The organism is Streptomyces sp. DH37, from assembly GCF_029813835.1.
Taxonomy (GTDB): domain Bacteria; phylum Actinomycetota; class Actinomycetes; order Streptomycetales; family Streptomycetaceae; genus Streptomyces.
This window is the reverse complement of sequence record NZ_JARVKV010000002.1, coordinates 123,669-144,798: the sequence shown is the minus strand read 5'-3', so window position 1 is coordinate 144,798 and position 21,130 is coordinate 123,669. Positions and strand designations below refer to the sequence as shown.

The following is a 21,130-nucleotide window of genomic DNA, read 5'->3' as shown; positions in this document are numbered from 1 at the left end:
GCGTCCGCTCCGCTCCGGCCGGGCCCGTCCCCGGCCGGAGCGGAGCGGACCGGGCCGCTCAGCCGAGGAAGCCCACGGCCCAGAGCCCGCTCAATCCGCCCACCAGCATGAAGCCGGGCATCAGCACCTGCACCTCGACCCAGCTGCCCGCCCTGAACCGCATGGGCCTGGGCGTGCCCACCGGGTACCAGCGCTTGCTCCCCACGGGGATCGGCCACAGGATCGGGCAGCCGGAGACGGTGATGGCGTCGCCGATGTTGTGGACCAGGGAGCCCAGCACGATCGGCAGCCCGAGCCACAGGTACTCCTGGCCGGGTTCGGTGAACAGCCAGTCCGCCCCGTTTCCCGGCCTGTTCAGGATGTCCGCCAGGATCCAGGCGCTGGTCGCGCCGAGGAGCCACACCAGGACGTCGCTGGAGACCCGCGCCGCCCGCCACAGCAGACCCTCGACGGCCAGTACCATGTGGACGAAGAGGACGGCCAGCACCGCCCAACGGCCGCCGAGCACCGCGAAGGCCGAGAAGCCGGCGCCCATCACCACGGCCCACAGCCAGGTGTGGGTGAGGGTGCGGTGACCGCCCGCGCGGCGGGGGTCGCCGGACTTGCGGGTGGCCTTGTACACCGCGCACGACAGTTTCTCGATCACCACGCACAGCCACTTGGAGAGCGGGCCGAAGGCGCGGGAGATCGTCGCGGACTTGTGGTCCAGATCGGGGGCCAGCGCGGCTCCCGCGCAGATCAGGGCGCCGACCACCAGCACCGGCCACGGCATCGGCCGGTCCAGGGCGTTCGCCGCCGCTCCCACCCCCAGCCATGCCGCGGCTCCCGACAGTGAGTGTGCCGGTCCCATCATCTGCGTCCCCACCCCATCGCGCTCGCTCCGCCGTCCCGCGGGTGCCACAGCGTAGCGCCGATGATCTTCCGTCCGTCGGCCGGTTCCCACCGAGGGCGCTGCGGCAGGCAGTATGGAGGGCGTGACCCTTATCGATCAGATGCCGAGCACCGCAGATCCCGACACTCTCTACGAAGCCTTCTCCGGCTGGGCCGAGGGACGGGGCATCACGCTCTATCCCGCCCAGGAGGAGGCGCTGATCGAGGTGGTCTCCGGGGCGAACGTCATCCTGTCCACGCCGACGGGGTCCGGCAAGAGCCTGGTCGCGGCCGGGGCGCACTTCGCCGCGCTCGCCCAGGACAAGGTCACCTTCTACACCGCCCCCATCAAGGCGCTGGTGTCGGAGAAGTTCTTCGACCTGTGCAAGATCTTCGGCACCGAGAACGTCGGCATGCTCACCGGCGACGCCTCGGTCAACGCCGACGCGCCCGTCATCTGCTGCACCGCCGAGGTCCTCGCCTCCATCGCACTGCGCGACGGCGCGGACGCCGACATCGGCCAGGTGGTGATGGACGAGTTCCACTTCTACGCCGAGCCGGACCGCGGCTGGGCCTGGCAGATCCCGCTGCTGGAGCTGCCGCAGGCGCAGTTCGTCCTGATGTCGGCGACGCTCGGCGACGTCAGCCGGTTCGAGAAGGACCTGACCCGGCGCACCGGGCGCCCGACCGCCGTGGTGCGCTCCGCCACCCGTCCGGTGCCGCTGAGCTACGAGTACCGCATGACCCCGCTGACCGAGACGCTGACCGAGCTGCTCCAGACCCACCAGGCGCCGGTGTACATCGTGCACTTCACCCAGGCCCAGGCGGTGGAGCGGGCGCAGGCGCTCATGAGCATCAACATGTGCTCGCGCGAGGAGAAGGACGAAATCGCCAAGCTGATCGGCAACTTCCGCTTCACCACCAAGTTCGGGCGGAACCTCTCGCGCTACGTCCGGCACGGTATCGGGGTGCACCACGCGGGGATGCTGCCGAAGTACCGGCGGCTGGTGGAGAGGCTGGCCCAGGCGGGCCTGCTGAAGGTGATCTGCGGCACCGACACCCTCGGGGTGGGGGTCAACGTGCCCATCCGGACGGTGCTGTTCACCGCGCTGACCAAGTACGACGGCAACCGGGTGCGGGTGTTGCGGGCGCGGGAGTTCCACCAGATCGCGGGACGCGCCGGACGGGCCGGCTTCGACACGGCGGGCCTGGTCGTGGCCCAGGCGCCCGAGCACGTCATCGAGAACGAGAAGGCTCTCGCCAAGGCCGGCGACGACCCGAAGAAGCGCCGCAAGGTGGTCCGGAAGAAGGCGCCCGAGGGCTTCGTCAACTGGAGCGAGCAGACCTTCGAGAAGCTGATCGCCTCCGAACCGGAGCCGCTGACCTCCCGCTTCAAGGTGACCCACGCGATGCTGCTGTCCGTCATCGCCCGGCCCGGCGACGCCTTCCAGGCGATGCGCAAGCTGCTGGAGGACAACCACGAGGACCGGCGCAGCCAGCTGCGCCACATCCGGCGGGCGATCGCCATCTACCGCTCGCTGCTGGACGGCGGGGTCGTGGAGCAGCTCGACGCCCGGGCCGCCGAAGGCGAGGGAGGGGCGGGACGCCGCATCCGGCTGACCGTCGACCTCCAGCAGGACTTCGCGCTCAACCAGCCGCTGTCCACCTTCGCGCTCGCCGCCTTCGAGCTGCTGGACCCCGAGTCCCCCTCGTACGCGCTGGACATGGTCTCCGTCGTGGAGTCCACGCTGGACGACCCCCGGCAGATCCTGGCCGCCCAGCAGAACAAGGCCAGGGGCGAGGCCGTCGCGCAGATGAAGGCGGACGGCGTCGAGTACGAGGAGCGCATGGAGCGGCTGGCGGACATCGGCTACCCCAAGCCGCTGGAGGAGCTCCTTTCCCACGCCTACGGCGTCTACCGCAAGAGCCACCCGTGGGTCGGCGACCACCCCCTCTCCCCCAAGTCCGTGATCCGCGACATGTACGAACGGGCCATGACCTTCGGGGAGTTCGTCTCCCACTACGAGCTGGCACGCACCGAGGGCATCGTGCTGCGCTACCTGGCCAGCGCCTACAAGGCCCTGGAGCACACCGTGCCGGACGACCGGAAGTCCGAGGACTTCCAGGACATCGTCGAGTGGCTCGGCGAGATGGTCCGCCAGGTCGACTCCAGCCTGCTGGACGAGTGGGAGCAGCTGGCCAATCCCGAGGACGAGACGGCCGAGGAGGCCCAGGAGCGCGCCGACCAGGTCAAGCCCGTCACCGCCAACGCCCGCGCCTTCCGCGTCCTGGTGCGCAACGCGATGTTCCGGCGGGTGGAGCTGGCCGCCCTGGACAAGGTCGAGGAGCTGGGCGAGCTGGACGCCGACGCCGGCTGGGACGCCGACGCCTGGGCCGAGGCCATGGACGCGTACTGGGACGAGTACGACGAGCTGGGGACCGGCCCGGACGCCCGCGGTCCGAAGCTGCTGCGGATCGAGGAGCGCCCCGATGACGGTCTGTGGCGGGTGCGGCAGACGTTCGCCGACCCGAACGGCGACCACGACTGGGGGATCACCGCCGAGGTCGACCTCACCGCCTCCGACGAGGAGGGCCGCGCGGTGATCAAGGTCGTCGACGTGGGCCAGCTGTGACGGCGGACCGGGAGAGCGCGAAGGAGTACCGACGATGACCGACCCGACCGGCCCCGCCACCCCGGTCGAGCGCCTGGTGGACCTGCTCGATCTGGAGCGGATCGAGGAGAACATCTTCCGCGGGCACAGTCCCGAGGAGTCGCTGCAGCGCGTCTTCGGCGGCCAGGTGGCCGGGCAGGCCCTGGTCGCGGCCGGGCGCACCACCGACGGGGAGCGCCCGGTGCACTCGCTGCACGCGTACTTCCTGCGGCCGGGGGCGCCCGGGGTGCCGATCGTGTACCAGGTCGAGCGGGTGCGGGACGGGAGATCGTTCACCACCCGCCGTGTGGTGGCCGTGCAGCAGGGCCGGACGATCTTCAACCTGACCGCCTCCTTCCATCGTGGTGAACCGGGCTTCGAGCACCAGCTGCCGATGCCCGGGGTGCCCGATCCGGAGTCGCTGCCCGGGCTGGCCGACGAGATCCGCGAGCACCTGGGCGCCCTGCCCGAGCCGCTGGAGCGCATGGCGCGGCGCCAGCCGTTCGACATCCGGTACGTGGACCGGCTGCGCTGGACCCCGCGGGAACTCGAGGGCGTGGAGCCGCGCAGCGCGGTGTGGATGCGGGCGGTGGGGCCGCTGGGCGACGATCCGCTCGTCCACACCTGCGCCGTCACCTACGCCAGTGACATGACGCTGCTCGACGCGGTGCGCCTGCCGGTCGAGCCCCTGTGGGGGCCGCGCGGCTTCGACATGGCCTCCCTGGACCACGCGATGTGGTTCCACCGCCCGTTCCGGGCCGACGAGTGGTTCCTCTACCAGCAGGAGTCACCCGTCGCGACCGGCGCCCGCGGGCTCGCGCGGGGGCAGATCTACGACCGGCAGGGACGGCTGCTCGCCTCCGTGATGCAGGAGGGGCTGTTCCGGAGGAAGAAGGGCTGACGCCCCTGCGTCCCGCGCCGGCGGGTGCTCCCCCGCCCGCCGTAGCAGGGGGCGGGCCGACTGCGCCGTGCTCAGCGCCAGCGTCAGGCCCAGCCGGTGCCAGAGGACCTCCTCCTCGCCGTCGGCGGTGAGCAGACCGCGAACGACCTCCCTGGCGGCGAGGGACTCGGGCCGGGCGGTGGTCAGTTCGGGCCGGAGCTCCTCCAGCCGGGCCCGCTCGGCCGGATCCGGTACGGCCTCCTCCAGCACGTCCGGCGCGAGCACGGCGGCGTGGGCGGCGGCGGCCGCCCACGGGTCGTCCGTACGGCGCGTCACCTGGGCGATCCGGCGGTTGCGCCAGTGGCGCGGACGCCAGTCCCCGCCGTCGGCCAGCAGGCGCCGCAGCCCTTCCGGCAGGGGGCCGCCGAGCAGCTCCGGCTGCTGCTCGGCCACGTCCCGCAACTCGCCGGCGAGATAGAACCAGACCACCGCCCTGTACCGGTTGAGGGAGAAGCGGACCGGGCCGAAGCAACCGGCTCGGGCCAGCCTGGCGAAGCGCGCCGGGGTGACGCCCAGCAGTCCGGCGCCCTCCCGCGCGCCGACCAGACGCAACCGCTCACGCAGGGTGGCCGGAAATCCCTCCTCCGCGCGCAACCGGGCCAGCTCGGCCACCGGCACCCGGCGGCGGTGGCGCTCCCGTTCCGGCGCCACCGTCGCCAGCTCACCCAGCTCGACGGCCAGTTCCAGCTCCCGCGGCCTCAGCCCCAGCGCCCGGCGCGCCTCGCCCAGCGGCACGGCGTCCGCCGTACCCGCCCCACGCGCCCCGGCCGTCTCCGTCCGTACCAGCCCAACCGACATGGCGATCCCCCTGCGATTCGTCCATCACGTTGCGTGACGAAGGTAGACCGCCGTCGAGTCGCTCCGGGGAGCCTGTGGAAAACCTGGAGGAACGCCTGGTGGGACTGGGTCCGATGAGCGCCGTGCCGCGACGGGCGGGCGGCCCGGCGGTCCGGTGGGCGGCCGCTCAGCGGCCGTTGCGCATGGCTACGCCCAGGTGCTCGCCGACCCGGTTCACCAGCAGGGTCGTCTCGTAGGCGATCTGGCCCATGTCGGCCTCCGCCGCGGCGAGCACGCACAGACAACTGCCGTCCCCGGCGGCCGTCACGAACAGCACTCCCTCCTCGAACTCGATCATCGTCTGGCGCACCCGGCCCACGTGGAAGTGCTCTCCCGTGCCCCTGGCCAGGCTGTGCAGCCCGGAGGCGACGGCGGCCAGGTGCTCCGCCTCGCTCCTCTCCAGACTCTGGCTGGCTCCGGTGACCAGCCCGTCGTTCGAGAGCACCAGCGCGTGCCGCACCGACGACATCCGCTGCGTCAGGTCGTCCAGCAGCCAGTCGAGCCCACTGCTCAGTGCCATCCCCGATTCCCCCTTCTCATGGTCATGCCGTGCCAGCCTTACCCACGACGGGCTCCGGGGCAACCACCGATCTCGGCCGCACCCGGCACGGTCGGAACCGGAAGGAGGGGTACCGCGATCCTGTCCCGGGAACAGGCACCAGCAGTGGAGATGATGACCGTATGACGGAGTACGACAGGACGCGCGTGCTGGAGTTCTTCACCGAGCGGGCCGCCGGCTGGGACGCCCGCTTCCCCGACGACGGCCCGGCCTACGACGCGGCCGTGGCCGAACTGGGCCTGCTCCCCGGCGGCACGGTGCTGGACGCCGGCTGCGGCACGGGGCGCGCGCTGCCCGCGCTGCGGGCGGCGGTCGGCCGGGAGGGCACGGTGCTGGGCGTCGACCTCACCCCGGCGATGCTGGAGGTCGCCGTCCTGGCCGGACGGCACCGCGGCGCACTGCTGACCGTCGCCGACGCCGCCCGGCTGCCGCTGCGGGAGGGCGTACTGGACGCGGTGTTCGCCGCCGGGCTGGTCTCGCATCTGCCCGATCCGGCCGCCGGGCTGCGGGAACTGGCCCGGGTGGTCCGGCCCGGCGGCCGGCTGGCGCTGTTCCATCCGGTCGGGCGCGCCGCCCTCGCCGCCCGGCGCGGACGGCGGCTCACGCCCGACGACCCGCGGGCCGAGGCGAACCTCCGCCCCCTCCTGCTGACCGCGGGCTGGCGCCTCGCCTCCTGCGCCGACGAGGACCACCGCTACCTCGCGCTGGCCGTGCGCGCCTGACCGTTCCGCCCGCGGGCCCCGCCGGCATGGCTCCGACGGCGTGGCCCTGCCGGCGCGGAGCACCGGAGCGGAGCACTGGAGAGAGGTCGAGCGCGCGCCCGCTTCGCCGCCCTCGTGCCCGTACTCCGCCCCTCCCCGCCGTCCCGGTGTGTCCCCGGTCTCTCGACGCCGGCCCGGTCCCATGGCTAGGGTGCGCGGACGATGTCCGGAGAGGAGGCCGACGTGGTGGAGGCACAGGTTGCGCCGAGCGGGAGCGACGACGCGCTGTACGTGCTGACCGCGGCGCTGCTCACCCCCGCGCGGTTTCCGAGCGTCCTGGGCGACGACTACCCCGAGGCGTGCGCCGCCCTCGGTGTGGAGCCGTACGCGGAGGGCTACGGCCTCGTCCTCGGCCAGGACGGGCGGGGCGCGCGCTGGACCGTCGCCACGGAGGACGTGTCCCTCGTGGCGTGCGCGGTCGCCGCCTGGGACTGCGGCATGGAGTACGACCTGTCCCCGGACGAGCGGACGATCGCCGCCGTGCTGCCGGGCTGGCCGCTGGCCCTGGCGGTGGCCGCACCCGGCGTTCCGGCCCCCCACGATCCGGAACCCGATCCGGAGCTGGACGGTGGACGCGCTCCGCTCTCCCCGCCGGACACCTCGGCCTGGGGCCCCGCGCAGCGGCGGCTGGGCGCGGACGAGATCGCGCTGCAGTGGGCGGACTGGCGCGCCCGGGTCGACTCGGACGTGACGTTCGTGGAGCCGGGCGAGCAGCCCAACGGCAAGGTGCGCCGCGTCCTGGAGGAGGCCCGCGGCTACACGCACTCCCCGCCCCCGCCCGGCCGCGTCCGCTCCGCCTTCGCCACCGAGGAGGCACGGACCCTGCGCGCGGACGGGCCCGGCTGGAGCCTGGTGGCGCGGACCGACGACATCGCGTTCGTCCTGCTGGACGACGAGCCCGGCGAAGTCCTCCCGGTGGGCCGCGGCCCGGAGCTGCCGGGCCTGCTCAGGGCGCTGGACGAGCTGGCGGTACGGCCGGACGCGGCCTGAGCGCGGCCCGTCCCGGGCGGTACGGCCGGCCGCGCCCGGATCAGCGCCCGATCTCCTTGCGGCTCACCCGCCGCACCCTGCGCCGCTGCGCGGGGTCGAGTGCCAGGTAGGCGATCGCCGGAACGCCGATCACCACTGCCATCGCCATCAGGAAACTGCCGGTCAGCGCCCACAGGAGCAGCCCCACCGCCACGCCGCCGACGGCGACCTTTCCACGGTTGGTCATCTTCCACGCCTCCTCCGCCGGCGGTGCGACCGCCGCTCACTTCGGGAACGTGCGTACGGGCCGCCGGGTTCCTCGTCGGCGCCGTGAATCGGCGCCATGAGGTCTCCGGGGACCGCCGCGCCGGTGGCGGCGGCCCCCGGAGACCGTGCCTGGGCGGGTCCGATCGTGCTGTATCCTCGACCGCTCTCGGCTAGTCAAGTTTGAGGAGACTGTCAGCACCGTGGCCCCGACCGTGGCACCGACACCGTCCCCCTCCCCGTCCTCCCCGCCCTCATCGTCCCTTCCGCCGGTTTCCCCGCTCGCCGACTGCGCCGCCGTCTTCCTCCCCGCCGATCCGCCCCGCCTCGGGCGGATCGCGTTCTGGCGCCCGGACGGCGAGGAGCCCCCGGCCGCGGGCGGCCGTCCGCCGGAGGAGCTGACCGTCGTGCTCCCCTCCCCCGGGGCCGGCGGCCGGGTGCGCCCGCGCTCCGTGCCGGCGCTCGTCCTGCCCGTCGCCGACGCGCTGCCCGTGCTGACCCGGATCCGTGCCGCGCGGGGAGAGGGGGCCCCGGCGTTCTGGGGCGCGGCCGTGCTGCTCGCCCTCCACCTCGCCGCCCGGGGCAGGCTGCTGCCCGGTCTGAGCCCGCGGGACCACGACGCCTGGCGGTTCGGCCCCCTCGATCCCGCCGACCTCGGACGGCTGCGCGACCTCGCCGCCGCCATGCCGCCGTACGCCCACGCCGTGCCGCTGCCGGGCGCCGGGCGGCCGGGACCGGAGCCGGACCCGCGGCTGCCGGATCCGGAGCGTCTGCTGCGGGCCTTCCTCGATGCCGTGGCCGACGTCCTGCCCCGCACCCCCGCCGCCGAAACGGCCGCCGGGGGAACGGCGTTCGCCGCCGCCGCGCCGCAGCACCTGCCCGAGCAGCGTGCCTGGGCGGCCGGCGTGGCCGCCGGGCACGACGCGGGCGTACGGCTGTCGCTGCGCGTCGAGGTGACCGGCCCGGACGGACCGGAGGACACCGCCGGACCCCGTTTCCGCGCCGTCCTCCGGGTGCACAGCCCCACCGACCCCGCCCCGGCCCGCGACGCCGCCGAGCTGTGGTCCGGCGCCCTGCCGGCCGATGCGGACCCCGGCCCGCGGGCCCGCGCCGACACCCTGCTCGCCCTGCGCCGGGCCGCCGCCGCGTGGGAGCCGCTGGCCCCACTGCTGTCGGCGGCCGTACCGGACCATGTCGACCTCACCGAGGAGGAGGTCGCCGAACTCCTCGGCGCACCGGTCACCCGTGCCCTGTCGGCCGCGGGCCTGACGGTGCACTGGCCCCGGGAACTGCTCCGCACGCTGACCACCCGCGCGGTCGTCGGCCCCGGCGGCGCGGAGGCGGGCACCGGCCCGGCCCGTCCTCCGGCGTCCCGGACGCCCTCCCCCCTCTCCGCCGACGCGCTGCTCTCCTTCAGCTGGCGGTTCGCCGTCGGCGACCAGGAGCTCTCCCGCGCGGAGCTGGACGGGATCGCCGAGGCCGGGCGGCCCCTGGTGCGGCTGCGCGACCGCTGGGTGCTGGTCGACCCGGCCGCCGTACAGCGTGCCCGCGCCCGCCGGGACCGCGACATCGCCCCGCTCGACGCCCTCGGCGCCGCGCTGACCGGCTCCCTCCCCGGCGCCGGTGGTGAGGGCGGCGGGAACGGCAGGGACGGCGGGGACGGCGGGGACGGCGGGGAAACAGTGGAGGTACGGGCGACCGGCTGGCTGGAGGCCCTGCGCGAGCGCCTGTCCGCCCCCGAGCGCCCCGGTCCCGAGCCCGTCCCCCAGCCGCCCGCGCTCGCCGCGACCCTGCGCGACTACCAGCTGCGCGGTCTGGACTGGCTGCACCGCATGACCTCGCTCGGCCTGGGCTGCTGCCTCGCCGACGACATGGGCCTGGGCAAGACCGTCACCCTCGTCGCGCTCCACCTGCACCGGCAGGGTGACCGGGCGACCGCCGGCCCGACGCTGGTGGTCTGCCCGGCGTCCCTGCTGGGCAACTGGCAGCGGGAGATCGAGCGGTTCGCTCCCGGCACCCCCGTCCGCCGCCACCACGGCGCCGCCCGCGACCTGTCGGAGGTGACCGGCGGGTTCGTCCTGACCACGTACGGCACCATGCGGCTCGACGCCTCCGAACTCGCCGCCGTCGACTGGGGGCTGGTCGTCGCCGACGAGGCGCAGCACGTGAAGAACCCCTTCTCCTCCACCGCCCGCCGACTGCGCGCCATCCCCTCCCGGGCGCGCGTGGCGCTCACCGGCACCCCTGTGGAGAACAACCTCTCGGAGCTCTGGGCCGTCCTCGACTGGACCACCCCCGGACTCCTCGGCAGCCTGGGCGCCTTCCGCAGGCTCCACGCCGACGCCGTCGAGAGCGGCGATCCCGCCGCGGCCGAGCGCCTCACCCGGCTGGTGCGCCCCTTCCTGCTCCGCCGCCGCAAGAGCGACCCGGGAGTCGCCCCCGAGCTGCCGCCCAAGACCGAGACCGACCGCGCGGTCGCGCTGACGGCGGAACAGGCAGGGCTGTACGAGGCGGTGGTCCGCGAGGGACTGGCCGGGATCTCCGAGGCGGACGGCATCGCCCGCCGCGGCCGGGTCGTGGGACTGCTCACCGCGCTCAAGCAGATCTGCAACCATCCGGCGCAGTACCTGAAGGAGGAGAGCCCCCGCCTGGCGGGGCGTTCGGGGAAGCTGGAACTCCTCGACGAGCTGCTGGACACCATCCTCGCCGAGGGCGCCGGCGTCCTGGTCTTCACCCAGTACGTGCGGATGGCGGAGCTGCTGGAACTGCACCTGACCGGCCGCGGGGTGCGCAGCCAGCTCCTGCACGGCGGCACTCCGGTGCGGCGGCGCGAGGAGATGGTGCGCCGTTTCCAGAACGGCGAGGCGCCCGTCTTCCTGCTCTCCCTGAAGGCGGCGGGCACCGGCCTCAACCTCACCCGCGCCGAGCACGTCGTGCACTTCGACCGCTGGTGGAACCCGGCCGTCGAGGCGCAGGCCACCGACCGGGCGTACCGCATCGGCCAGGACCGCCCCGTCCAGGTGCACCGGCTGATCGCCGAGGGCACCGTCGAGGACCGCATCGCGCGGCTGCTCGCGCGCAAGCAGGCGCTCGCCGACGCCGTGCTGGGCTCCGGGGAGGGCGCCCTCACCGAGCTGTCCGACGCCGAACTGGCCGACCTCGTCGAGCTGCGGAGGAGCGGGACGTGAACGAGTCGGATGAGACGGGTGAGCGCACCTTCGGGGCACTGCCGCCCGCGCGCGGCCGGGGCTTCGCGCGGACCTGGTGGGGCCAGGCCTGGATCCGGGCGCTGGAGGACGACGCGCTCGACTCCGAACAGCTCCGGCGGGGCCGGGGATACGCCCGCGCGGGCGCGGTCGGCGCGGTCTCGGTCCGCCCGGGCCGGGTCACCGCGGTCGTACGGGACCGCGACGGCACGCGCCGCCGGTGCGACGTGCTGGTGCGGGAGCTGGACGGCGCCGGGTGGGACCGGCTGCTGGACGTGGTGGCCGGCGAGGCCGGCCACATCGCCGCGCTGCTCGACCGCGACCTGCCGCCGAGGCTCGCCGAGGACGCCGACGCCGCGGGCGTCGCGCTGCTGCCGGGCATCGGCGAGCTGGAACCGGAGTGCGACTGCGGGGAGTGGCACCACTGCCCGCACACCGCGGCGCTGTGCTACCAGCTGGCACGGCTGCTGGACCGGGATCCGCTCCTTCTGCTGCTGGTGCGGGGCCGGGACGAGCGCGCGCTGCTGGAGGAGGCCCAGCTGCGGAGCGCGGCGCGGGCGGAGCGCGCGGCACGGGCGGCCGGGCCCGGGGCCGCGGGCGCGCGGACGCCGGAGGGCGTACCGGCCGAGGAGGCGTACGCCCTGGGGGCGATCCTGCCCCCGCTGCCGGAGGCGCCGCCCGCGGTCGACGTGCCGGGCGGGCCCGTGTCGCTGCGCGGCGGCACACCGCCCGCGCCCGGTGTGGACGTCGCGGCACTGGAGTTCCTGGCGGCGAGCACGGCGGCCGCCGCGCGGCGGCTGCTGGCCGAGGCGCTGGCCCCGGGGCACGCCGGCACGCCCGTGCCCGCGCCGCTCGCCCACGGGCAGGACGCGGTGCGGCTGGCCGCCTCCCGGCCCGGCCCGGACGTCGCCGCGCGGCTGGCCGGGGGGTGCGGCCGTACGCCGCGGGAGATGGCGGCGGCCGTACGCGCCTGGGAGACGGGCGGCCCGGCGGCGCTGGCCGTGCTGGAGGAGGAGTGGGAGCCGTGCCCCGAGACGTCGGCACGCGCCCGCGAGCTGATCGCCGGCGCCTGGGCGGAGTGCCGGGAGGACGGCGGGGAGGACGGCGGGGAGGGGGAGCCGCCGCGGCTGCGCGTCACGGGCAACCGGTGGACGGTGGCCGGCGCGGGCGTCCAGCTGCGCCTCGGGCGTGACGGGCGGTGGTGGCCGTACCGGAGGGAGCGGGGCCGGTGGTGGCCCGCGGGACCCGCGGGCCGTGACCCGGCCGCCGCTCTCGCCGGGCTGCGTCAGGCGAGGCCCTCCATCACGGGGTAGTAGCCCCCGGCCTGGCCGGTCGCCTTGGGGTGGTACGAGTTGGTGATGTTGAGCCAGTCGACGCTGTGCAGCCACGCGTCGCCGGAGCAGATCTCGTGGCCGGTGAACCTGCCGCGGACGTCGCCGAAGGCGAAGCCGTGGTCGGCGACGCGCTTGGCGATGGTGTCGCTCAGGTGGTCGGCGGCGCTGTTGATGGCCGCGCGCGACCGCTCGCTGAGGCCGACCACGCAGCTGCCGCTGAGCTTGTAGAAGCGGGGGTAGTTGAGGACGACGACCCGGGCGTTGGGCGCCTTGCCGCGGATGGCGTTGTAGACCGCGTCGAGTCTGCTCGGGAGGGTGTTGGAGATGTAGGCGCGCGCCTCGTTGATCCGGTTGATGCACGCGCTCTCGCCCTGGAGGACGCAGGTTGTCATGGCGTCGGCGAAGCCGGCGTCGTTGCCACCGATGGAGATGCTCACCAGGGTGGTGCCCGACGTCAGGGGGCCGAGCTGGTTGTTGATGACGTCGGTCGTCTTGGCCCCGGAGCAGGCGGTGAAGTGGAAGGAGGCGGGCGCGTTCGCGTTCTTCCACAGCACCGGGTACGCCTTGGTGCTGCGTTTGCAGGAGCCGCTGGCGCTGTCGTAGCTGCCGGCGCCGACTCCGGAGGAGTACGAGTCGCCGAGCGCGACGTAGGAGGTGGCGGCCGCTTCCTGGGCGGAGGCCACGCCCGCGCCTCCGAGTCCGAGCCCGACGAGGGCGGCGAGGGTGGCCGTTACGGACGCGAGACGGGACAGCTTCATGGAACCTCCTGGGGTGTGGAGGGAGGGGGGAGGGAGCTTGTGCCTACTACGTAGTAGCAGCGCGACGTGCTTTCAGGAAGTGTTCATGCCAAAACTGACGTGACATCCGATGGAACAACCGCCTCGCATCGCCTCAGGTAACGCCCCTTTTCCTGACAAACGATCAACCCGGCGATCACACCGGTCCCGCGGGCTTGCCGGATCGCCTTCCGGCAGGGCAGGGTCACTCGAGGCGCACAGAAAGCGACTCGACGGAACAGAAACGCGCGGAATCGGACTTCGTTCGGTCGGGCCGCGGACCTGACCCGCCGGAGGCGCACCCACAGCCCGCCGACTGCGACCGGACACGACCGGCCATGAGCGGCCATGAGCGAGGAGACGCATGGACCACGAGGACGTGACGCCGAGCCGGGGCACCCTGCCCGCCCGTGCCTGGTACGCGCGCTCCGACGCCCGGCGGCTGAGCCTGAACGGGACGTGGGCGTTCAGGCTGTCGGAGACCGCCGCGGGCACGGGCGAGGACGCGGGGTTCGCACAGGACGGCTTCGAGCCGTCCGCCGAGGCGGGGTGGGGCCGGATCACGGTGCCCGGGCACTGGGTGCTCCAGGGCCACGGCGCGCCCGCGTACACCAACGTCGCCTACCCCTTCCCCGTCGACCCGCCGCGCGTGCCCACCGAGAACCCCACCGGCGACCACCGCCTGGTCTTCGGCCTGCCCGGGGACTGGCCGGCGGGCGGGGAGTGCGTGCTGCGCTTCGAGGGCGTCGAGTCCTGCGCCCGGGTCTGGCTCAACGGCACGGAGCTGGGCGGGTTCCAGGGCAGCAGGCTGCCGCACGAGTTCGCCGTCGGGGGGCTTCTGCGGGCGCGCGGCAACGTGCTGGCCGTCCGCGTCCACCAGTGGTCGGCGGGCAGCTACCTGGAGGACCAGGACATGTGGTGGCTGCCGGGGATCTTCCGCGAGGTGACGCTGCTGCACCGCCCGGCCGGGTCGGTCGCCGACTTCTCCGTCCACGCCTCCTACGACCACCTCACCGGCACCGGGACGCTGCGGGTGGACTGCGAGCCCGGCGGCCGGGTCACCGTGCCCGAACTCGGACTCGACCTCGCCACGGGCGAGTCGGCGACCGTCCCCGTCGAGCCGTGGTCGGCGGAGGTGCCGCGGCTGTACGGGGCGCGGCTGGCCACGGACGGCGAGACGGTCCCGCTGCGCGTCGGCTTCCGCACGGTGGCGATCGAGGACGGCGTGCTGAGGGTCAACGGCCGGCGCGTCCTCTTCCGCGGCGTCAACCGGCACGAGTTCCACCCCGAGAGCGGGCGGACGCTGGACGCGGAGACGATGCGGCGCGACGTGGTGCTGATGAAGCGCCACAACGTCAACGCCGTCCGCACCAGCCACTACCCGCCGCACCCGGCCTTCCTGGACCTGTGCGACGAGCTGGGGCTGTGGGTCGTCGACGAGTGCGACCTGGAGACCCACGGGTTCGTCGACCTCGGATGGCGGAACAACCCCGTGGACGACGACCGCTGGACCCCGGCCCTGCTCGACCGCGCGCGGCGGATGGTCGAGCGCGACAAGAACCACCCCTCGGTCGTCGTCTGGTCGCTGGGCAACGAGTGCGGCAGCGGGCGCGGGCTGACCGCGATGGCCCGCTGGATCCGCGAACGCGACCCCTCCCGCCCCGTCCACTACGAGAACGATCCGGCCTGCCCCGACTCCGACCTGTACAGCCGGATGTACGCCCCGCACGAGGAGGTCGAGCTGATCGGACGGCGGGCCGAGCCGGCACTGGCGGATCCCGCGGCCGACGCCCGCCGCCGCGCCATGCCCTTCATCCTGTGCGAGTACGCCCACGCCATGGGCAACGGGCCGGGCGGACTGAGCGAGTACCAGCGGCTCTTCGAGCGGTACGAGCGCTGCCAGGGCGGCTTCGTGTGGGAGTGGATCGACCACGGGCTGGCCCGGCGCACCGCCGACGGACGGCCGTACTTCGCCTACGGCGGGGACTTCGGCGAGGAGCTGCACGACGGCAACTTCGTCTGCGACGGGCTGCTCTTCCCCGACCGCACGCCCTCCCCCGGGCTGGCCGAGTACAAGAAGGTGATCGAGCCGGTCCGCATCGAGGGCGTCCGCGCCGGGGAGTCCGGCGCGGTGCGCGTCACCAACCTCCACGACGTCGCCGACCTGTCGCACCTGGCCTTCACCTGGTCCTACGGGGTGGAGGACGGGACCGTCGCCGAAGGCCCCCTGGCCGTGCCGCCGCTGGGACCCGGCGAGAGCGCGGAGGTCCGGCTCCCCGGCCCGCCGCGCGCCACGGACGCCGGACGCTCCGGCGAGGCCTGGTGGACCGTACGGGCCTCGCTCGCCCACGACACCGCCTGGGCCGGACGCGGCCACCCGGTGGCCTGGGGGCAGCTGCCCGCCGCGCCCCCGCCCCGCACCCGCCCGGCGGGCGTCCCGGTACCGCCGCGCCGGGACGCGGGACGGATCACCCTGGGCCCGGCCGTCTTCGACGCGGCCACCGGCGCCCTCGCCTCCCTCGGCGGCATCCCCGTGCGGGACCTGCGGCTGGACGTCTGGCGCGCCCCGACCGACAACGACCTCGGCGCGCCCTGGCAGCCCGACGCCCGCCACGGGCTCGTCTGGCGGGAGCTGGGCCTGCACCGGATGCGGCACCGGATCGACGCGGTCGGGATCGAGGAGGCGGGCCACGGCGGCGGCAGCGGCGGCAGTACCGACGGCGACAGCGGCACCGACACCGGTGGGGCCCTGCTCGTGCGCACCCGGGTCGCCCCGGCCGCCACCGACCTCGGCCTGCGCGTCCTCTACCGCTGGACCGCCACGGCGGAGGCCCTGCGGCTGTCCGTCTCCGTCGAGCCGGAGGGCGACTGGCCCTGCCCGCTGCCGCGCCTGGGTGTACGCCTGGGAGTGCCCGCCCGCTACGGGTACGCGCGGTGGTTCGGCGGCGGGCCGGGCGAGGCGTACCCCGACACCCGGGCGGCCGCGATGACGGGGCTGTGGGAGGAGACGGTCGACGGCCTCCAGACCCCGTACGTCCGGCCCCAGGAGAACGGCGCCCGCGCGGACGTGCGCTGGGCGGAGCTGCGGGAGGGCCCGGGCCGGGGCGGCGGGCTGCGGATCGAGGCGGCTCCCGCGCGGATGTGGTTCACCGCGCGCCGCTGGACGAGCGAGCGGCTCGACGCCGCCGCGCACACCTGCGACCTCGTGCCCGGCGACGCCGTCTGGGTGAACCTCGACCACGCGCAGCACGGCATCGGCTCGCAGTCCTGCGGCCCGGGCGTGCTGCCCGGGTACCGGCTCCGGGCGGCTCCCGCCCGGTTCTCCCTCGCCTTCCGCGCCGTGTGATCCCGGCGGGCGGCCGGGCCCGCGCCACCGGCCCGCACGGCGGCGTCCGGAGGGCCGGGGCGGGAGGGGCCGGCGCTCCGGGCGAGACCCGCGGGACGGACTGTCAGTGGCGGTTGATAGAACGTTCCGCACTGCCGGAGCGCACTCAGGGGGAGTCCCATGACCGTCCACGAACACCTGCGGGAGCTGCACGCCCTGCCCGCCCACGACTTCGTGCCGCCGGGCGGCGGCACGGGCGCGGCCGAGTCCCGGCCCGCGGCCGGTTCCGTGGCCTGGCGCCTCTCCCACGACCCCTACCGGGAGGACTCCCCGGCGGAGGACTTCGAGGACCTCTGGCGCGGCTTCCTGGCGACCGTGGACACCACGGGCGTCCGGGCCCTGATCATCGGTCAGTGGGGCGAGGCCTACGACAGGGACTCCGGCTTCGTCGTGGAGATGCTCACCTCCGCCGCGGACCGGTTCCCCGCCCTGGAGGCCGTGTTCATCGGCGATCTGGTGATGGAGGAGGCGGAGATCTCCTGGATCGAGCAGTCCGACGTCACCCCGGTCCTGGAGGCCTACCCCCGGCTGCGCGAGTTCGGGGTGCGCGGCGGCTCCGGCCTGGTGTTCCGGCCGGTGCGCCACGAGCACCTGCGCACCCTGGCGTTCGAGGCGGGCGGGCTGCCCGCCGCCGTCGTGCGCGCGGTCGCCGAGTGCGAGCTGCCCGCGCTCAGGCAGCTCGAGATGTGGCTGGGCGTCAGCACGTACGGCGGCGACGCGACCGTGGAGGACCTGGCGCCGATCCTCGCCGGGGACCGCTTCCCCGCGCTGCGCAGCCTGGGACTGAAGAACAGCGAGCTGCAGGACGAGATCGCCGCGGCCGTCGCGGGCGCGCCCGTGGTGGCGCGGCTGCACACGCTGGACCTGTCCATGGGCACCCTCACCGACACCGGCGCCGAGGCGCTGCTGGGCGGGCAGCCGCTCACCCACCTGGCGCAGCTCGACCTCGGCCACCACTTCCTGAGCGACGCCATGATGGAGCGGCTGCGCGAGGAGCTGGGGGGCGCCGGGGTCGACGTGGACCTCTCCGGCCAGGAGAAGCCGGACGAGTACGACGGCGAGGTCTGGCGTTATGTCGCCGTCTCCGAGTAGTCCCGGCGAGCTGGCCGGCTCCGGCCGAGCGGAGGGCGGGACGGCCGGTTCCGCCGCGCGGTTCGCCGTCGTGGGCAACCCCGGCAGCCGCCGGGTGGAGCTCTTCTCGGCGGCCGTCGCCGGCGCGGGGCTGCCCGCGCCCCGCGTACTGCCGTGGGCCGGCGTCCTCGCCGGCGGCGTGCGGTTCGCGCCGGGCGAGACCGTGCGGATCGACTCGCCCGGCGAGGACCCGGCGGTCGAGCGCCTGCTGCGCGGGGTGGGCGATCCGGCGCGGGTGGAGGGCACGGCCCGCTGGTACGCGCGCTTCACCGGCGCCGTGCGCCGGGTCGCCGGGGCCGCCCGGTCGGCCGGCGCCGCGCTGCTGGACTGCCCGCGGGACATCGCCGTGCTCTTCGACAAGCGGCTGTGCCACGGTGTGCTGCGCGAGGCGGGCGTCCCGGTGCCGCCCTCCCCGACCTCCGGGCCCGGCGCGGCGCCGGTGACGGGCTGGGAGGACGTGCGCGCGGCGGTGCGCGGCGCGGGGATGCGCCGGTTCTTCGTCAAGCTCGCCCACGCCTCGTCCGCCTCCGGGGTGCTGGCCGTCGAGTCGGGCGGGCGCGGCCGGTGGCGCGCGGTCACCTCCGTCGAACGCGCCCCGGACGGCACCCTGTTCAACTCCCTGCGGGTGCGGCGCTACGACGGCGAGGCCGAGATCGCCGCCGTGGTGGACGCCCTGGCGCCGGACGGCCTGCACATCGAACGCTGGCTGCCCAAGGCGTCCCAGGGCGGCCGGACGGCCGACCTGCGGGTGGTCGTGGTGGCCGGGAAGGCGACCCACGCCCTGGTGCGCACCAGCCGCTCCCCGATGACCAACCTCCACCTGGGCGGCGCCCGCGGTGATCTGGAGGCGGCCCGTGCGGCGGCGGAGGCGGCCGGGGTGCCCTGGACGGAGATGCTGGGGATCTGCGAGCGGGCCGCGGCCCGCTTCCCCGGCACCCTGTGCGTCGGCGTGGACCTGCTGCCCGCCACCGGCTGGCGGCGGTTCGCCGTCGGCGAGGTGAACGCCTTCGGCGATCTGCTGCCCCGGCTGACCGGGCTGCCCGGCGGACCCGCCGAGGGGCGGGACACCTACGCGGCCCAGGTCCGGGCCGTCCTGCGCGGGGCGGTGCCGGACGGGTCCGCACGGCACGGGGAGGCCCGCCGTGCCGCGGCCTGAACCCACCGGACTCCGCGCGGGCGAACCGGACATGAACCGGATCGTCGGCAGCCACGACCTGCTGCTGGTCACCCTGGACACCCTGCGACACGACGTGGCCCGCGAGCTGGCCGCCGAGGGCGCCATCCCCAACCTGGCGCGGCACCTGCCGGGCGGGCGGTGGGAGGAACGCCACTCCCCCGGCAGCTTCACCTACGCCTCCCACCAGGCGTTCTTCGCGGGCTTCCTGCCCACTCCCGTCACCCCGGGGCCGCATCCGCGGCTGTTCGCGGCGCGCTTCGAGGGCAGCGAGACCACCGCGCCCGGCACCTGGGTCTTCGACGCGCCGGACCTGGTGACCGGGCTGGCCCGGGCCGAGTACCACACGGTGTGCGTCGGCGGCGTGGGGTTCTTCAACAAGCGCGGCGCGCTCGGCTCGGTGCTGCCCGGCCTGTTCGCCGAGAGCCACTGGGAGCCGGAGTTCTCCGTCGCCTCCCCCACCTCCTTCGAGGCGCAGGTCGCCCGCGCGGAGGAGGCGGTGGCCGCGCTCCCGCCCGGGAAGCGGCTGTTCCTGTTCGTCAACGTCTCGGCGCTGCACCAGCCGAACTGGTTCCACCTGCCCGGCGCCACCGCCGGCGCCGGGGACTCCCGGGCCACCCACGCCGCGGCGCTGCGCTACGTCGACCGGCACATCGGGCGCCTGTTCGCCGCCGCGAGCAGCCGCCGCCCGTGCTTCACCATCGTCTGCTCCGACCACGGCACGGCCTACGGAGAGGACGGCCACACCGGCCACCGGATCGGTCACGAGGTCGTCTGGACGGTGCCGTACGCCCACTTCACCCTCGACGCCTGCGAGACGCGATGAGCACCGGGACCACCCCCGCCGCCCCTGCCGCCACGCTCGACACCACGGCCGGCACCGCCGCCGACACCGACGCCGCCGCCGGCCCGCACCGTACGGACGACGCGTACCGGAGCCCCTACCAGAGCTATGTGTACGCCTATCCGCACAAGACGGCCTACCGCCGGCTGCCGGAGCGTCCCGCGCTGCGCGGGCTGTGGGCCGGGGAGAGGACCGACGCGCTCTCCCTCTACCTCCACGTCCCCTTCTGCGAGGTGCGCTGCGGCTTCTGCAACCTCTTCACCCGCATCGGCGCGCCCGGCGGACTGACCACCGCCTACCTCGACGCGCTGGAGCGGCAGGCGGGGCCGGTGCGCGAAGCGCTGGGCGAGGGCGCCCGGTTCGCCGCCGCGGCCTTCGGCGGCGGCACCCCCACCTTCCTGACCGCCGCCGAGCTGGAGCGGCTGTGCGACATCGCCGAAGGACGCATGGGCGCGGACCTGCGCGCGGTGCCGCTGTCGGTGGAGGCCTCCCCGTCGACCGCCACCGCCGACCGGCTGGCCGTCCTGGCCGCACGCGGCACCACGCGCCTGAGCCTCGGCGTGCAGAGCTTCGTCGACGCCGAGGCGCGCGCGGCGGTGCGCCCCCAGCGGCGCTCGGACGTCGAGGCCGCCCTGGGCCGCGTCCGCGAGGCCGGCATCCCGGTGCTCAACATCGACCTGATCTACGGGATCGAGGGGCAGACCACCGCCACCTGGCAGCGCTCGCTCGACGCCGCGCTCGCCTGGGAGCCGGAGGAGCTGTACCTCTATCCGCTCTACGTCCGCCCGCTGACCGGTCTGGGGCGCACGCCCGCGGGAGGCGGTCCCGACCCGGCGTGGGACGGGCAGCGGCTGGCCCTGTACCGCCACGGCCGCGACCACCTGCTGGCCCACGGCTACGAGCAGGTGTCGATGCGGATGTTCCGCCGCACCGGGGCACCGGACGCCGCGCGGTCGGCCGGGGACGCTGCCGACCACGCCTGCCAGACCGACGGCATGGTGGGCCTGGGCTGCGGCGCCCGCTCCTACACCTCCGCGCTGCACTACTCCTTCGACTACGCCGTCGACATGCGCCGGATACGCGGCATCGTCGACGACTACGTCTCCCGCCCGGCCGAGTCCTTCGCCCGCGCCGAGGTCGGCCGGTGGATGGACGCCGACGAGACCCGCCGCAGGCACCTGCTCCAGTCGCTGCTCCAGGCCGAGGGGATGGAGGTGGCCGGGTACACGGCCCGGTTCGGCGCGCCGCCCGCCGAGCACTTCCCCGCCGAACTGGCCGCCTTCGCCGGGAGCGGCTGGCTGGACGAGGGCGCCGCGCCGGGGCGGCTGCGGCTGTCGGCGGAGGGCCTGGCCCACTCCGACGCGGTCGGGCCCGCGCTGTTCTCCCCGGCGGTGCGCGCCGCGATGGCCGCGTACGACCCGAGGTAGCG

16 protein-coding genes are annotated in these 21,130 nt (G+C 75.0%); 11 read left to right on the top strand and 5 right to left on the bottom strand.

Translation table 11 applies throughout. The annotated features are described in order from the left end of the window. Positions 1 to 58: 58 nt before the first annotated feature. On the bottom strand, positions 59 to 853 hold the full coding sequence (locus QC029_RS01695; RefSeq protein ID WP_279553477.1) for a metal-dependent hydrolase: 795 nt from the start codon (positions 851 to 853) through the stop codon (positions 59 to 61). A gap of 121 nt (positions 854 to 974) precedes the next feature. Between QC029_RS01695 and QC029_RS01690 the strand changes: the two genes are divergently transcribed. Continuing rightward, positions 975 to 3,503, top strand: a complete 2,529-nt coding sequence (locus QC029_RS01690; protein WP_279553476.1) for an RNA helicase — start codon at positions 975 to 977, stop codon at positions 3,501 to 3,503. A gap of 34 nt (positions 3,504 to 3,537) precedes the next feature. Next, the gene (locus QC029_RS01685) at positions 3,538 to 4,422 is read left to right on the top strand and encodes an acyl-CoA thioesterase II (protein WP_279553475.1); all 885 of its coding nucleotides are present in this window, start codon (positions 3,538 to 3,540) and stop codon (positions 4,420 to 4,422) included. On the opposite strand, the gene QC029_RS01680 is transcribed toward QC029_RS01685, so the two are convergent. Together QC029_RS01680 and QC029_RS01675 are read right to left on the bottom strand one after the other, a co-directional pair. Then, positions 4,309 to 5,259, bottom strand: coding sequence for a DUF6397 family protein (locus tag QC029_RS01680; protein WP_279553474.1), 951 nt, complete (start codon positions 5,257 to 5,259; stop codon positions 4,309 to 4,311). The genes QC029_RS01685 and QC029_RS01680 overlap by 114 nt on opposite strands. Positions 5,260 to 5,425: 166 nt before the next feature. Further along, positions 5,426 to 5,818 (bottom strand): roadblock/LC7 domain-containing protein, encoded by a 393-nt coding sequence (locus QC029_RS01675; protein WP_279553473.1) that lies wholly within the window; start codon positions 5,816 to 5,818, stop codon positions 5,426 to 5,428. Between the two features lie 161 nt (positions 5,819 to 5,979). On the opposite strand from QC029_RS01675, the gene QC029_RS01670 reads away from it, so the two are divergent. Both QC029_RS01670 and QC029_RS01665 read left to right on the top strand, forming a co-directional pair. Next, a complete protein-coding gene (locus QC029_RS01670) occupies positions 5,980 to 6,579 on the top strand; it encodes a class I SAM-dependent methyltransferase (protein ID WP_279553472.1) in 600 nt (199 codons plus the stop codon). A gap of 201 nt (positions 6,580 to 6,780) precedes the next feature. Continuing rightward, positions 6,781 to 7,608 carry a hypothetical protein gene (locus tag QC029_RS01665; protein ID WP_279553471.1) on the top strand — a complete coding sequence of 276 codons (828 nt, stop codon included), beginning with the start codon at positions 6,781 to 6,783 and terminating at the stop codon, positions 7,606 to 7,608. 40 nt (positions 7,609 to 7,648) lie between these two features. On the opposite strand, the gene QC029_RS01660 is transcribed toward QC029_RS01665, so the two are convergent. Continuing rightward, complete coding sequence (locus QC029_RS01660) at positions 7,649 to 7,834, bottom strand: hypothetical protein (RefSeq protein ID WP_279553470.1); 186 nt, start codon at positions 7,832 to 7,834, stop codon at positions 7,649 to 7,651. 220 nt (positions 7,835 to 8,054) lie between these two features. Between QC029_RS01660 and QC029_RS01655 the strand changes: the two genes are divergently transcribed. Beyond that, positions 8,055 to 11,039: a DEAD/DEAH box helicase gene (locus QC029_RS01655; RefSeq protein ID WP_279553469.1), complete on the top strand. Its 2,985-nt coding sequence runs from the start codon at positions 8,055 to 8,057 to the stop codon at positions 11,037 to 11,039. Then, entirely contained in the window at positions 11,036 to 12,370 is a 1,335-nt protein-coding gene (locus tag QC029_RS01650) for an SWF or SNF family helicase (RefSeq protein ID WP_279553468.1), read from the top strand. The genes QC029_RS01655 and QC029_RS01650 overlap by 4 nt, the downstream gene beginning before the upstream one ends. Here the strand turns inward: QC029_RS01650 and QC029_RS01645 are convergent. Next, positions 12,343 to 13,149, bottom strand: coding sequence for an SGNH/GDSL hydrolase family protein (locus tag QC029_RS01645; protein WP_279553467.1), 807 nt, complete (start codon positions 13,147 to 13,149; stop codon positions 12,343 to 12,345). The two genes, QC029_RS01650 and QC029_RS01645, sit on opposite strands and share 28 nt — an antisense overlap. A 382-nt stretch (positions 13,150 to 13,531) precedes the next feature. Between QC029_RS01645 and QC029_RS01640 the strand changes: the two genes are divergently transcribed. From QC029_RS01640 to QC029_RS01620, 5 genes are all read left to right on the top strand, one after another. Further along, a complete protein-coding gene (locus QC029_RS01640) occupies positions 13,532 to 16,513 on the top strand; it encodes a glycoside hydrolase family 2 TIM barrel-domain containing protein (RefSeq protein ID WP_279553466.1) in 2,982 nt (993 codons plus the stop codon). A gap of 159 nt (positions 16,514 to 16,672) precedes the next feature. Then, positions 16,673 to 17,644: an STM4015 family protein gene (locus tag QC029_RS01635; RefSeq protein ID WP_279553465.1), complete on the top strand. Its 972-nt coding sequence runs from the start codon at positions 16,673 to 16,675 to the stop codon at positions 17,642 to 17,644. Next, complete coding sequence (locus tag QC029_RS01630; RefSeq protein WP_279553464.1) at positions 17,625 to 18,839, top strand: STM4014 family protein; 1,215 nt, start codon at positions 17,625 to 17,627, stop codon at positions 18,837 to 18,839. The genes QC029_RS01635 and QC029_RS01630 overlap by 20 nt, the downstream gene beginning before the upstream one ends. A gap of 31 nt (positions 18,840 to 18,870) precedes the next feature. Next, positions 18,871 to 19,683, top strand: a complete 813-nt coding sequence (locus tag QC029_RS01625; protein ID WP_279553555.1) for an STM4013/SEN3800 family hydrolase — start codon at positions 18,871 to 18,873, stop codon at positions 19,681 to 19,683. Continuing rightward, the gene (locus QC029_RS01620) at positions 19,680 to 21,128 is read left to right on the top strand and encodes an STM4012 family radical SAM protein (RefSeq protein WP_279553463.1); all 1,449 of its coding nucleotides are present in this window, start codon (positions 19,680 to 19,682) and stop codon (positions 21,126 to 21,128) included. Before QC029_RS01625 ends, QC029_RS01620 begins: the two co-directional genes overlap by 4 nt. Positions 21,129 to 21,130: the final 2 nt, after the last annotated feature.